Origin of the sequence: Mesorhizobium sp. M0016, from assembly GCF_040324035.1 — a bacterium.
Classification (GTDB): domain Bacteria; phylum Pseudomonadota; class Alphaproteobacteria; order Rhizobiales; family Rhizobiaceae; genus Mesorhizobium.
The window spans coordinates 299,020-311,339 of sequence record NZ_JAMYVM010000007.1; the positions used below are offsets into that span (position 1 = coordinate 299,020).

The 12,320-nt window shown below is 61.8% G+C and carries 24 protein-coding genes; all 24 read right to left on the reverse strand.

Annotation, left to right across the window (positions count from 1 at the left end):
- Positions 1-171 precede the first annotated feature (171 nt).
- Positions 172-780: an adenylate kinase gene (locus NKJ88_RS13960; protein ID WP_023701778.1), complete on the reverse strand. Its 609-nt coding sequence runs from the start codon at positions 778-780 to the stop codon at positions 172-174.
- Positions 777-2,117 carry a preprotein translocase subunit SecY gene (gene secY / locus NKJ88_RS13965; protein ID WP_023672761.1) on the reverse strand — a complete coding sequence of 447 codons (1,341 nt, stop codon included), beginning with the start codon at positions 2,115-2,117 and terminating at the stop codon, positions 777-779. Before secY ends, NKJ88_RS13960 begins: the two co-directional genes overlap by 4 nt.
- A gap of 257 nt (positions 2,118-2,374) precedes the next feature.
- Positions 2,375-2,845, reverse strand: a complete 471-nt coding sequence (rplO, locus tag NKJ88_RS13970) for a 50S ribosomal protein L15 (RefSeq protein ID WP_023672760.1) — start codon at positions 2,843-2,845, stop codon at positions 2,375-2,377.
- A 22-nt stretch (positions 2,846-2,867) separates the two neighbouring features.
- A complete protein-coding gene (gene rpmD, locus NKJ88_RS13975) occupies positions 2,868-3,065 on the reverse strand; it encodes a 50S ribosomal protein L30 (RefSeq protein WP_023736690.1) in 198 nt (65 codons plus the stop codon).
- A 24-nt stretch (positions 3,066-3,089) separates the two neighbouring features.
- Positions 3,090-3,653 carry a 30S ribosomal protein S5 gene (gene rpsE, locus NKJ88_RS13980; protein WP_006333394.1) on the reverse strand — a complete coding sequence of 188 codons (564 nt, stop codon included), beginning with the start codon at positions 3,651-3,653 and terminating at the stop codon, positions 3,090-3,092.
- Positions 3,654-3,806: 153 nt separating this feature from the next.
- Entirely contained in the window at positions 3,807-4,166 is a 360-nt protein-coding gene (gene rplR / locus NKJ88_RS13985; RefSeq protein WP_023682602.1) for a 50S ribosomal protein L18, read from the reverse strand.
- A 140-nt stretch (positions 4,167-4,306) separates the two neighbouring features.
- Complete coding sequence (gene rplF, locus NKJ88_RS13990; RefSeq protein ID WP_023688413.1) at positions 4,307-4,840, reverse strand: 50S ribosomal protein L6; 534 nt, start codon at positions 4,838-4,840, stop codon at positions 4,307-4,309.
- A 41-nt stretch (positions 4,841-4,881) separates the two neighbouring features.
- Positions 4,882-5,280, reverse strand: a complete 399-nt coding sequence (gene rpsH / locus NKJ88_RS13995; protein ID WP_006205453.1) for a 30S ribosomal protein S8 — start codon at positions 5,278-5,280, stop codon at positions 4,882-4,884.
- 12 nt (positions 5,281-5,292) lie between these two features.
- Positions 5,293-5,598 (reverse strand): 30S ribosomal protein S14, encoded by a 306-nt coding sequence (gene rpsN / locus NKJ88_RS14000; protein WP_010909282.1) that lies wholly within the window; start codon positions 5,596-5,598, stop codon positions 5,293-5,295.
- A 27-nt stretch (positions 5,599-5,625) separates the two neighbouring features.
- A complete protein-coding gene (gene rplE, locus NKJ88_RS14005; protein WP_023672755.1) occupies positions 5,626-6,225 on the reverse strand; it encodes a 50S ribosomal protein L5 in 600 nt (199 codons plus the stop codon).
- Positions 6,218-6,532 carry a 50S ribosomal protein L24 gene (rplX, locus tag NKJ88_RS14010; RefSeq protein WP_013531428.1) on the reverse strand — a complete coding sequence of 105 codons (315 nt, stop codon included), beginning with the start codon at positions 6,530-6,532 and terminating at the stop codon, positions 6,218-6,220. Before rplX ends, rplE begins: the two co-directional genes overlap by 8 nt.
- Before the next feature lie 12 nt (positions 6,533-6,544).
- Positions 6,545-6,913: a 50S ribosomal protein L14 gene (gene rplN / locus NKJ88_RS14015; RefSeq protein WP_006205457.1), complete on the reverse strand. Its 369-nt coding sequence runs from the start codon at positions 6,911-6,913 to the stop codon at positions 6,545-6,547.
- A 72-nt stretch (positions 6,914-6,985) separates the two neighbouring features.
- Entirely contained in the window at positions 6,986-7,225 is a 240-nt protein-coding gene (rpsQ, locus tag NKJ88_RS14020) for a 30S ribosomal protein S17 (protein WP_010909280.1), read from the reverse strand.
- Positions 7,226-7,236: 11 nt separating this feature from the next.
- Positions 7,237-7,437 (reverse strand): 50S ribosomal protein L29, encoded by a 201-nt coding sequence (rpmC, locus tag NKJ88_RS14025; RefSeq protein WP_006205459.1) that lies wholly within the window; start codon positions 7,435-7,437, stop codon positions 7,237-7,239.
- A 13-nt stretch (positions 7,438-7,450) separates the two neighbouring features.
- Positions 7,451-7,864: a 50S ribosomal protein L16 gene (gene rplP / locus NKJ88_RS14030; protein ID WP_006205460.1), complete on the reverse strand. Its 414-nt coding sequence runs from the start codon at positions 7,862-7,864 to the stop codon at positions 7,451-7,453.
- A 26-nt stretch (positions 7,865-7,890) separates the two neighbouring features.
- A complete protein-coding gene (gene rpsC / locus NKJ88_RS14035; protein WP_023672753.1) occupies positions 7,891-8,616 on the reverse strand; it encodes a 30S ribosomal protein S3 in 726 nt (241 codons plus the stop codon).
- Positions 8,616-9,005, reverse strand: coding sequence for a 50S ribosomal protein L22 (gene rplV, locus NKJ88_RS14040; RefSeq protein WP_006205462.1), 390 nt, complete (start codon positions 9,003-9,005; stop codon positions 8,616-8,618). The genes rpsC and rplV overlap by 1 nt, the downstream gene beginning before the upstream one ends.
- 2 nt (positions 9,006-9,007) lie before the next feature.
- Positions 9,008-9,286, reverse strand: a complete 279-nt coding sequence (rpsS, locus tag NKJ88_RS14045) for a 30S ribosomal protein S19 (RefSeq protein WP_006205463.1) — start codon at positions 9,284-9,286, stop codon at positions 9,008-9,010.
- Positions 9,287-9,302: 16 nt separating this feature from the next.
- On the reverse strand, positions 9,303-10,136 hold the full coding sequence (rplB, locus tag NKJ88_RS14050; RefSeq protein WP_023706515.1) for a 50S ribosomal protein L2: 834 nt from the start codon (positions 10,134-10,136) through the stop codon (positions 9,303-9,305).
- 22 nt (positions 10,137-10,158) lie between these two features.
- Positions 10,159-10,452, reverse strand: a complete 294-nt coding sequence (locus NKJ88_RS14055; protein WP_023672751.1) for a 50S ribosomal protein L23 — start codon at positions 10,450-10,452, stop codon at positions 10,159-10,161.
- A complete protein-coding gene (gene rplD / locus NKJ88_RS14060) occupies positions 10,449-11,069 on the reverse strand; it encodes a 50S ribosomal protein L4 (protein ID WP_023672750.1) in 621 nt (206 codons plus the stop codon). Before rplD ends, NKJ88_RS14055 begins: the two co-directional genes overlap by 4 nt.
- A complete protein-coding gene (gene rplC, locus NKJ88_RS14065) occupies positions 11,069-11,797 on the reverse strand; it encodes a 50S ribosomal protein L3 (protein ID WP_023691244.1) in 729 nt (242 codons plus the stop codon). Before rplC ends, rplD begins: the two co-directional genes overlap by 1 nt.
- 61 nt (positions 11,798-11,858) lie before the next feature.
- Entirely contained in the window at positions 11,859-12,167 is a 309-nt protein-coding gene (rpsJ, locus tag NKJ88_RS14070; protein ID WP_010909272.1) for a 30S ribosomal protein S10, read from the reverse strand.
- A 69-nt stretch (positions 12,168-12,236) separates the two neighbouring features.
- Positions 12,237-12,320: EF-Tu C-terminal domain-related protein (locus NKJ88_RS14075; protein WP_455749504.1), on the reverse strand; the 84-nt coding region annotated here is incomplete at its 5' end.

Below are 12,320 nucleotides of genomic sequence, written 5' to 3' on the forward strand. Positions count from 1 at the left end.
CAAGGCATGCGCGGCGCTGTTCAAATTACCCCGCGTCCGGTGGAGGCCGGCCCTTGCGGGAGTTCCCTAGTTTCAATGCGGCTGCCTTGCCCTTGCGGACAAGCAAGCCTCATGCCTGATAGGAAGACGGGCCGCCATAACCCAGCGAACCGTTCCAGTCAAGCGCAATCTTTACTTTACCGTAACGGTCTCCCGCGTCACCGCCGCGAGCAGCGCTTCAATCTCCGCCGTCACGGTGTCGACAGGAGCCATGCCGTCGACACTCCTAAGCGAGCGTTTGGCGTAATAATAGCCGATCAGCGGCGCCGTCTTCTTGTAATATTCCCGCAGGCGCTCTTCGAACACCACCGGATTGTCGTCCTTGCGCACCGGCTGTCCGGCGGCCTTGGCGTCGTCGGCGCGCTTGACGATGCGGCCGACCAACGCTTTGTCGTCGACGACGAACTCGATCACGGCATCGAGGCCAATGCCGCGCTCGGCGAGCATCGATTCAACCGCATCAGCCTGCACCAGCGTGCGCGGATATCCGTCGAGGATGAACCCGTTGGTGCAATCGGGCTGGTCGATGCGCTCGGCCACGATCGCGTTGACAATGGCGTCGGAAACCAGCTCGCCGGCATCCATCACCGCCTTGGCGCGCTTGCCGACTTCAGTGCCGGCCTGTACGGCGGCCCGCAGCATGTCGCCCGTCGACAGCTGCGGTATGCCGTATTTTTCTACCAGTCTTTGTGCTTGCGTCCCCTTGCCCGCTCCTGGCGGCCCAAGCAATATCAATCTCATCTGGCCTTCTTCCCCCCGCGCAGCTTCGACTTCTTGATCAGGCCCTCATACTGGTGCGCGATCAGGTGACCCTGGATCTGCGCCACCGTATCGAGGGTTACACTGACCACGATCAGAAGCGATGTGCCACCGAGGTAGAATGGTACGCCAGTCGCCGAAATCAGGAACTCGGGCAGCAGGCACACCAGCACCAGATAGATGGCGCCGACGACGGTGATGCGCGTCAGGACATAGTCGATGTAATCGGCAGTGCGCTCACCCGGACGGTAGCCCGGAATGAAGCCGGAATGCTTCTTGAGCTGGTCGGCGGTGTCCTTCGGATTGAACACGATGGCCGTGTAGAAGAAGGCGAAGAACACGATCATTGCCGCATAGAACAGCATGTAGAGCGGCTGGCCGTGGCCGAGCGAAGCGAGCACGGTGCTTGCCCAGGCCGGCAGGTTTGTCGTCTGCGAGAAGCCGGCGACCGTTGCCGGCAGCAAAAGCAGCGACGACGCGAAGATCGGCGGAATGACGCCCGACGTGTTGAGCTTCAGCGGCAGATGCGAGGTATCGCCCTGGAACATGCGGTTGCCGACCTGGCGCTTCGGATACTGGATCAGCAGGCGGCGCTGCGCGCGCTCGAAGAACACGATCAGCGCGATGACGATTATGGCCAGCACGATGATCGCGAGTATCAGCCCGGTCGATAGGGCGCCGGTGCGGCCGAGCTCCAGCGTGCCGGAGATGGCGCGCGGCAGGCCGGCGACGATGCCGGAAAAGATGATCAGCGAAATGCCGTTGCCGATGCCGCGGGCGGTGATCTGCTCGCCCAGCCACATCAGGAACATGGTGCCGCCAACCAGCGTGACGACGGTCGAGATGCGGAAGAACATGCCGGGATCGTTGACGATGCCGTTGCCGCCTTCCAGGCCCACTGAAATGCCGTAGGCCTGCACCAGCGCCAGGAGTACCGTGCCGTAGCGCGTGTACTGGTTGATGACCTTGCGGCCCTGCTCGCCTTCCTTTTTCAGCGCTTCCAGCGACGGAATGACCGAGGTCATCAGCTGCATGATGATGGAGGCTGAGATATAAGGCATGATGCCGAGCGCGAAGATCGCCATGCGCTGCACGGCGCCGCCGGCGAACATGTTGAACATGCCGAGCACGCCCTTGGCCTGCGAAGAGAAGGCCTGCGCGAATGCATCCGGATTGATGCCGGGCAGCGGGATATAGGTGCCGAGGCGATAGACGAGCAGCGCGCCGACGGTGAACCAGATTCGCTTCTTCAGGTCCTCCGCCTTGGCGAAAGCCGCAAAATTCAGATTCGAGGCTAGTTGTTCAGCAGCCGAAGCCATGCCTGATTCTCCGCTAGAGCATGATGCCGAAAAGTGTGAAGCGGTTTTCGGACAACGTCATGCGCTACTTCTTTGATTTGTATGTCACGCTCGATGCCCGCAGCTCAGGCGGCGCGTGGCACCGAAGCTCACGAGATAAGCTCCGGGCTCTAAACATGCAAGCGGCCGCGTTGACGCGGCCGCCTAATTGATTGGATCAAAGCGCAATCGTGAACAAAAACGGATACCGTTCCTGCCGGCCGCGCTTCAAATTGCCGTTACTCCGCTGCCGCTTCCGGCAGCTTGACCGAACCGCCGGCCTTTTCGATCTTCTCGATCGCGGCCTTGGAGGCGCCGGCGACGTCGAAGGCAAGCTTTGCCTTGAGCTCGCCGTCCGAGAGGATGCGCACGCCGTCCTTGACGCGGCGGATGACGCCGGCGGCAACGAGTGCCTCGGCCGTCACGGTCGCCTTGGCGTCGAGCTTCTTGGCATCGAGCGCCGTCTGGATACGAGCCAGCGACACGACGACAAAGCTCTTGGCGAAGATGTTATTGAAGCCACGCTTCGGCAGGCGCCGATAGAGCGGCATCTGGCCGCCCTCGAAGCCGTTGATGGCAACGCCGGAGCGCGCCTTCTGGCCCTTGACGCCGCGACCGCCGGTCTTGCCCGAGCCGGAGCCGATGCCACGGCCGAGACGCTTCTTGGAGTGCGTCGCGCCGTCCTTGTCACGCAGATCGTTGAGTTTCATCTGGGTTCTCCTGCGCTTTTGCTCAGCCCTCGTCCACGACGCGGACGAGATGCTGAACGGCAGCGATCATGCCGCGCACCGAGGGAGTGTCCTCCAGCGTGCGCTGCTTGTGCATCTTGTTGAGGCCGAGGCCGACCAGCGTTGCGCGCTGTTCCTTCGGGCGGCGGATCGGCGAACCGATCTGCTCAACGGTGACGGTCTTGGTTGCTTTCTTGGCCATGGTCAAAATCCCTGGTCAGATCGACTATTCTTCAGCCGCAACGGCGGTGCCGCGGCGGGCCTGAAGGGTCGAATACTTGATGCCGCGCGCAGCAGCCACATCCTTGGGATGCATCTGGCTCTTCAGCGCGTCGAATGTGGCACGAACCATGTTGTAGGGGTTCGACGAACCCATCGACTTGGCGACCACGTCATGCATGCCGAGCGTCTCGAAGACAGCGCGCATCGGGCCGCCGGCGATGATGCCGGTACCCTGCTTGGCAGCGCGCAGAAGCACGCGGCCAGCGCCCCAACGTCCTTCGACGTCGTGGTGCAGCGTGCGGCCCGAGCGCAGCGGCACGAAGATCATGTCGCGCTTGGCCGATTCGGTTGCCTTGCGGATCGCTTCCGGCACTTCGCGCGCCTTGCCGTGACCGAAGCCGACACGGCCCTTCTGGTCGCCGACGACGACGAGTGCTGCAAAACCGAAGCGACGGCCGCCCTTGACGACCTTGGCGACGCGGTTGATGTGGACGAGCTTGTCCACCATGCCGTCATCGCGTTCTTCACGATCGCGGCCGCGGCCGCCATCCCTACGTTCCTGTGCCATATCCTGTTCCTTGTTCTTTTCCGGAAGCACGGTTGCTGATAAGATCCGGTGCGCCTCTTTGGGTCACCGGGGGCGAATTATTTTTCCTTGCATGATCTTGACCGAAAAGTCTGCAACTTTTTGCTGCGCTGACCTTCGGTTCGGAACAGGCAATTAGAAGCTCAGACCGCCTTCACGGGCAGCCTCGGCCAGCGCCTTGACGCGGCCGTGATAGATGTAGGCGCCGCGGTCGAAGACGACTTCCTTAACGCCGGCCTTCGAAGCGCGCTCGGCGATCAGCTTGCCAACAGCGGCTGCTGCCTCGGTGTCGGCGCCGGTCTTGAGCGAACCCTTGAGGTCCTTCTCGAGTGTCGATGCAGCCGCGATGGTATGGCCCTTGGCGTCGTCGATGACCTGCACGTAGATGTTCTTCGACGTGCGGTGAACCGAGAGACGCGGACGTTCGCCGGCGACCTTCTTGATCTGGCGGCGGACGCGCTGCGCGCGGCGCTGGATGGATTCCTTGGTAGCCATGATAGTCTTCCTTGCCTTCAAAAAACGGGGGCCGCCATGTGCGGTAGGCGAAAGCGCCTCCCGCGACTGCTCCCCGCGGCGTTGCACTTCTTTGGCCTGGCCTTTTCCGAAGAGTCTGCAACTTTTCGGGGCCAGGCCTACTACTTCTTCTTGCCTTCCTTGCGGACGATCTTCTCGCCGGCATAGCGGACACCCTTGCCCTTGTAGGGCTCGGGACCGCGATACTCGCGGATCTCGGCTGCAACCTGGCCGACCTGCTGCTTGTCGATGCCGGTCACGGTGATTTCCGTCGGCTTCGGCACAGTGATCGTGATGCCGGCCGGCGTCTCGTAAACGACGTCGTGGCTGAAGCCAAGCGCCAGCTGCAGGTTCTTGCCCTGGAGTGCCGCGCGATAGCCGACGCCGGTGATCTCGAGCTTCTTCTCGAAACCGTCCTTGACGCCCTGCAGGATGTTGACGATCTGCGTGCGCGACATGCCCCACTTGGAGCGGGCGGCCTTGGTCTGGTCGCGCGGCTGGACAGCGATTTCGCTGCCTTCCATCTTGACCAGCACTTCGTCGTTCACCACGAACTTCAGCTCGCCCTTGGGGCCCTTCGCCGTCACGGTCTGGCCGTTGACGGTCGCGGTCACGCCCTGCGGCAGCGAAACGGGTTTCTTTCCAATACGAGACATTTGGTTGTCCTCGTCACTTCTCTTGTTTCAGGTCTGCCGAATTAGAAAATCTGGCAGAGGATTTCGCCGCCGACATTCTGTTCGCGTGCTTCGTGATCGGCCATCACGCCCTTCGGCGTCGAAAGGATGGCGATGCCGAGGCCGTTGGCGACGTGCGGGATCGACTTGGCCGAGACGTAAACGCGGCGGCCAGGCTTCGAGACGCGGGCGATTTCGCGCACTACCGGAGCACCGTCGAAATACTTCAGCTCGATTTCGATTTCGGACTTGCCGTTGTCGAAGTCGGTCTGGCTGTAGTCGCGGATATAGCCTTCAGCCTTCAGCACGTCGAGGACGCGGGTACGCAGGCGCGAGGCCGGCGTCGAAACGCTCGACTTCTTGCGGCCATACGCGTTGCGGATGCGGGTCAGCATATCGCCGAGAGGATCGCTCAATGACATGTTATGTCCTCCTTACCAGCTCGACTTGACCAGGCCCGGGATCTGGCCGTTATTGCCGAGATCACGAAGCGCGATGCGCGATACTTTGAGCTTGCGATAATAGGCGCGCGGACGGCCGGTAACTTCGCAGCGGTTGCGGATGCGGATCTTGGCCGAGTTGCGCGGCAGGGCAGCAAGCTTCAGCTGAGCGCGGAAACGCTCTTCCATCGGCTTGGACTGATCCATGATGATCGCCTTCAGGGCAGCGCGCTTGGGACCGTACTGGTCGGCAAGCTTGCGGCGCCTGTTGTTCTTCTCGACTGAGCTGGTCTTTGCCATTTCAGATTTTTCCTTTTCTCGCTGCCGTTACTGGCGGAAGGGGAAGTTGAAGGCCTTGAGCAATGCCCTGGCTTCGTCGTCCGTCTTCGCAGTCGTACAAACGATGACGTCCATGCCCCAGATCTGATCAACCTTGTCGTAGTTGATCTCCGGGAACACGATGTGTTCCTTGATGCCCATGGCGTAGTTGCCACGGCCATCGAAGCTCTTCGGATTCAGTCCGCGAAAGTCGCGGACGCGCGGCAGTGCGATGTTCACGAGACGGTCGAGGAACTCGTACATGCGTTCCTTGCGCAGCGTGACCTTGGCGCCGATCGGCATCTTCTCGCGGACCTTGAAGCCGGCGATCGAATTACGGGCGCGGGTGACGACGGCCTTCTGGCCGGCGATCATCGCCAGGTCTTCGGCCGCGATCGAAGGCTTCTTCGAATCCGCGGTCGCTTCGCCGACGCCCATGTTCAGCACGATCTTGTCGATGCGCGGAACCTGCATCTCGTTCTCGTAGCCGAACTGCTCCTGCAGCGCCTTGCGGATGGTCTCGTTGTAGACCTGCTTGAGGCGCGGCGTGTTCTGGGCCTTGGACTGTTTGCTTTCAGCCTTGGGCTTCGTGGTTTGAGCCTTAGCCATTGATGACTTCTCCCGAGCGCTTGGCGACGCGCACCTTCTTGCCGTCCTTCTGGAAGATGAAGCCGACGCGGGTCGGCTTACCATCCTTGGGGTCGGCCAGCGCGATGTTCGACAGCTGGATCGGCGCTTCCTTGGTGATGATCCCGCCCTCTTGGGACTGGGACTGCTTCTGGTGACGACGGATCATGTTGACGCCGCGCACCAGCGCGGTGTCTTCCTTCGGCTGAACCGAGAGGACTTCGCCCGAACGGCCCTTGTCCTTACCGGCCAGCACGACGACCTTGTCGCCTTTTCTAATCTTTTGCATTGGTCCGGCTCCTTACAGCACTTCAGGCGCGAGCGAGATGATCTTCATGTGGTTCTTGGCGCGGAGTTCGCGCGGAACCGGTCCGAAGATACGCGTGCCGATCGGCTCTTTCTTGTTGTCGACGAGAACGGCCGCGTTCTTGTCGAAACGGATCACGCTGCCGTCCGGGCGGCGGATGTCCTTGGCCGTGCGAACCACGACCGCCTTCATCACATCGCCCTTCTTAACGCGGCCGCGCGGAATGGCTTCCTTGATCGACACCACGATGATGTCGCCTACGGAAGCGTATTTCCGCTTCGAGCCGCCCAGCACCTTGATGCACATGACACGACGGGCGCCGGAATTATCCGCGACGTCGAGGTTTGTTTGCATCTGAATCATGACTGGCCGCCTTCTTCTCTTCTAACGGGACGGGCTCAAAGCCCCTCCCCGGTCTGTCCAAAATTCGGTTTGTTACGCCTGGTCCGAAGACACGACGATCCAGCGCTTGTCCTTGGAAATCGGCTTCGATTCCTGGATGAACACCTGATCGCCGACCTTGTGGGCGTTGTTCTCGTCGTGCGCCTTGTACTTCTTGGTCATGCGCACGGTCTTCTTCATCACGGGATGCGTGAAGCGCCGTTCGACCTTGACGACTACCGTCTTCTCGTTCTTGTCGCTGACGACAGTGCCCTGCAGAATGCGCTTTGGCATGATTTTCGTCCTTAAGCCTTCTTGGCCGCGGACTTTTCCGCAGCGATGGTCTTGATACGCGCAATGTCTTTGCGAACCTGCCGCACGCGCGCGGTCTTCTCGAGCTGGCCGGTGGCCTTCTGGAAGCGCAGGTTGAACTGCTCCTTCTTCAGGCTGGCCAGATCGTCGGTCAGCTGGTCCTGGGTCTTCGTCCGGATGTCTTCGGCTTTCATGATCAGCCCGTCCTTATTCTGCGATGCGCTGTACGAAGCGCGTCCTGACCGAGAGCTTGGCCGCGCCGAGACGCAGCGCCTCACGGGCGGTTTCTTCGTTGACGCCGTCGATCTCGAACATGATGCGGCCCGGCTTGACGCGCGCCGCCCAGTAATCGACAGCGCCCTTGCCCTTGCCCATGCGCACTTCGGTCGGCTTCGACGTCACCGGCACATCAGGGAAAATACGGATCCACACGCGGCCGGCACGCTTCATCTCACGAGTGATCGCGCGGCGGGCCGCCTCGATCTCACGCGCGGTGACGCGGTTCGGCTCAAGCGCCTTCAGCCCGAAACCACCGAAATCCAGGTTGGTGCCGCCCTTTGCGGTACCATGGATACGGCCCTTGAACTGCTTGCGGAACTTTGTGCGCTTTGGCTGCAGCATCGTTCTAACTCCAAATTCCTAAATAATCAGGCGTTTTCGCGACGACGACCGCGTTCGCGATCACCACCACCGCCATGCGCAGCATCACCCTCGGTCGCGCGACGCTCCGAAGCCATCGGATCGTGCTCGAGGATTTCGCCCTTGAACACCCAGACCTTGACGCCGCAGATGCCGTAAGCCGTATGCGCTTCGGCCGTGCCGTAGTCGACATCGGCGCGCAGCGTATGCAGCGGCACGCGGCCTTCGCGGTACCATTCCATGCGCGCAATCTCGGCGCCGCCGAGACGGCCGGCGCAGTTGATGCGGATGCCTTCGGCGCCCAGGCGCATGGCCGACTGAACGGCGCGCTTCATGGCGCGGCGGAACGCGATACGACGCTCGAGCTGCTGGGCGATCGACTGGGCGACCAGGGTCGCGTCGATTTCCGGCTTGCGCACTTCAACGATGTTCAAGTGCGTCTCGGACTTCGTCATCTCCATCAGCTTCTTGCGAAGCTTTTCGATGTCGGCGCCCTTCTTGCCGATGATCAGGCCCGGGCGCGCCGCATGGATGGTGACGCGGCACTTCTTGTGCGGGCGCTCGATCACGACCTTCGAAATCGCAGCCTGCTTGAGTTCCTTTTCAAGATATTTGCGGATCTTGATGTCCTCATGCAGCAGTTTGCCGTACTCGCCGGTGTTCGCGAACCAGCGCGAATCCCAGGTACGGTTGATGCCGAGGCGCAGACCGATCGGATTGACTTTCTGACCCATTATGCGGCCTCCCCTTTTTCTTCGACTTCACGAACGACGATCGTGAGGTGCGAGAACGGCTTCTCGATACGGCTGGCGCGACCGCGGCCACGAGCATGGAACCGCTTCATGACGATCGACTTGCCGACATAGGCTTCCGCCACGATCAGCGCATCGACGTCGAGGTCGTGGTTGTTTTCCGCGTTGGCGATCGCCGATTCCAGCGTCTTCTTGACCGTGCCGGAAATCCGCTTGGCCGAGAATTCGAGATCGGAAAGCGCTGTCGCAACCTTCTTGCCGCGGATCAGCGCGGCAACCAGGTTCAGCTTCTGCGGGCTGATACGGATCGTGCGCAGAACGGCGCGCGCTTCGTTGTCAGCAAGCCTGCGCGGAGCTTTGGCCTTGCCCATGATTATTTCCTCTTCGCCTTCTTATCCGCGCCGTGACCGTAATAGGTCCGGGTCGGAGCGAATTCACCGAACTTGTGACCGACCATGTCCTCGTTCACCGAGACGGGAACATGCTTCTGGCCGTTGTAGACACCGAAGGTGAAGCCGACGAACTGCGGCAGGATGGTGGAGCGACGGCTCCACATCTTGATCACCTCATTGCGACCACCTTCACGAACCTTGTCCACCTTCTTGAGAAGGTAGCCGTCGATGAAGGGGCCTTTCCAAATAGAACGAGTCACTTGGCGTTACCTCTTCTTAGCTCTTGCGCTGATGGCGCGAGCGCAGGATGAACTTGTCGGTCGCCTTGTTGGACCGCGTCTTCTTGCCCTTGGTCGGCTTGCCCCACGGGCTGACCGGATGACGGCCACCGGAGGTGCGGCCTTCACCACCGCCATGCGGATGGTCGACCGGGTTCATGGTCACGCCGCGATTGTGCGGGCGCTTGCCGCGCCAGACCGTGCGGCCGGCCTTGCCGTCGTTGATGTTGCCGTGGTCGGGGTTCGACACGGCGCCGACGGTGGCCATGCAGGAGCCGTGAACGACCCGCTGCTCGCCCGAGTTGAGGCGCAGGATCGCCATGCCCTGGTCGCGACCGACCAGCTGTCCGTAGCCACCTGCCGAGCGGGCAACCTGGGCGCCCTTGCCCGGCTTCAGCTCGATGTTATGGACGATCGTGCCGACCGGCATCGAGGCCAGCGGCATCGCATTGCCTGGCTTCACGTCGACCGATTCACCGGCCACGATCTTGTCGCCGGCGGCAAGGCGCTGCGGAGCGATGATGTAGGACAGCTCGCCATCGTCATACTTGATCAGCGCGATGAAGGCGGTGCGGTTCGGATCGTATTCAATGCGCTCGACCGTGCCGACGACGTCGAACTTGCGGCGCTTGAAGTCGATGATGCGGTACGAACGCTTGTGACCGCCGCCGATGAAGCGGGCCGTGATGCGGCCGTGATTGTTGCGGCCGCCCGACTTGGTCAGGCCTTCGGTCAGGCCCTTGACGGGCTTGCCCTTGTAGAGGCCCGAGCGGTCGACGATGACCAGCTGGCGGGTGCTCGGCGTTACCGGGTTGAATTTTTTAAGTGCCATTGTCCTGTCCTCGCGGCCTAGCTCAGAGACCCGTCGCGACGTCGATCGACTGGCCGTCGGCCAGCGTCACGATCGCCTTCTTGACGTCGCTCTGGCGGCCGATCGTGCCGCGGAAGCGCTTGATCTTGCCCTTGCGGACAAGCGTGTTCACGGCCGTAACCTTGACGCCAAACAGCGCTTCGACAGCGGCCTTGATTTCCGGCTTCGACGCCTTCTTGGCGACGTTGAAAACAACCTGGTTGTTCTCGGAAGCCATGGTCGACTTTTCGGTGATCGCCGGCGAGACGATCACGTCGTAATGACGGAGGTCGGTCATTTAAAGCGCTCCTCGAGAGCCTCGACGGCGGCCTTCGAAAGGACCAGCGTGCCGCGGCGCAGAATGTCGTAGACGTTGATGCCCTGGATGGGCAGCACGTCGATGTTCGGGATGTTGGTCGCCGCCAGCTTGAAGTTCTGGTCTAGCTCGGCACCGCCAATCACCAAGGCGTTGGTCAGGCCTAGCGTCGCGAAATTCGCGATCAGCGCCTTCGTCTTGGCCTCGGTCAGCTTCAGCTCGTCGATGATGATGATCGACGCGCTCTTGGCCTTGGCCGAGAGAGCATGCCGCAAGCCCAGAGCGCGCACCTTCTTCGGCAGATCGTGCTCGTGGCTGCGAACGACCGGGCCGTGGGCCTTGCCGCCGCCGCGGAACTGCGGAGCGCGTGCCGAATGGTGACGGGCGCGGCCCGTACCCTTCTGCTTGTACATCTTGGCGCCGGTGCGCGCGATTTCGGCGCGGCCCTTGGCCTTGTGCGTGCCCTGCTGGCGCTTGGCCAGCTGCCAGCGCACGACGCGCTGCAGGATGTCCTCGCGCGGATCAAGGCCGAAAATCTCCTCGGAGAGTTTCACCTTGCCGGCGTCCTTGCCGCCAAGCGTTGTGATCTTGAGATCCATTATTCTGCTCCCTCTGCGGCCGGAGCCTCGTTCGTGGCAGCGCTCGCTGCAGCAACCGGGCGGATCGCGGCAGGCTTCGGCGCATTGGCCGGCAGTGCCACCTTGGCCGCATCGCGGACCAGGATCCAGGCGCCCTTCGATCCGGGAACCGCACCGCGGATCAGGATCAGGCCGCGATCGGCGTCGGTCGAAACGATCTCGACATTCTGTGTGGTGACGCGGGTGTCGCCCATGTGGCCAGCCATATGCTTGCCCTTGAACACTTTGCCCGGATCCTGACGCTGGCCGGTCGAACCGTGCGTACGGTGCGAAACCGAGTTACCGTGCGTCGCGCGGCCACCACCCATGTGATGGCGCTTGATGACGCCCTGGAAACCCTTGCCGATCGTCGTGCCCGTCACATCGACCTTCTGGCCGGCGACGAAGTGCTCGACGGTGATCTCGGCGCCGACATCGATCATGTTGTCGGCGGAGACGCGGAACTCGGCGACCTTCGCCTTCGGCTCGACGGAAGCGGTCGCGAAATGGCCGCGCATCGCCTTCGACGTGTTCTTCACCTTGGCAAGGCCAACGCCGAGCTGGACGGCGGTATAGCCGTTCTTCTCCTGCGTGCGCTGAGCCACGACCTGGCAGTTCTCCATCTGGAGAACGGTGACGGGAACATGTTCCCCGGCATCATTATAGATGCGGGTCATTCCCACCTTCTTTGCAATCACACCTGAACGCATCGGTTCAATTCCTTTAGAGTTCCGGGCCAGGGGCACCGCCCCTTACCGCGCTCTCATTCCCTTAGAGCTTGATCTCGACGTCGACACCGGCGGCCAGATCGAGCTTCATCAAAGCATCGACCGTCTGCGGGGTCGGATCGACGATGTCGAGCAGACGCTTGTGCGTGCGCATCTCGAACTGCTCGCGGCTCTTCTTGTCGACGTGAGGCGACCGGTTGACCGTGAACTTTTCTATCCGCGTCGGCAGCGGAATGGGGCCGCGGACGTTTGCTCCGGTGCGCTTGGCCGTCGACACGATTTCTTTCGTCGAGGCGTCGAGCACGCGGTGATCAAACGCCTTCAGGCGGATGCGGATATTCTGTCCGTTCATGCGTCACTTCCTTGTTCTGGCGCGGCGCGGGCAAATCCTGCGCCCGCGACAGATCGGTTTAAGTCCAAATTACTCTTTGATGGTGACGACGATGCCGGCACCGACGGTGCGGCCGCCTTCACGGATGGCGAAGCGCAGCTTCTCTTCCATGGC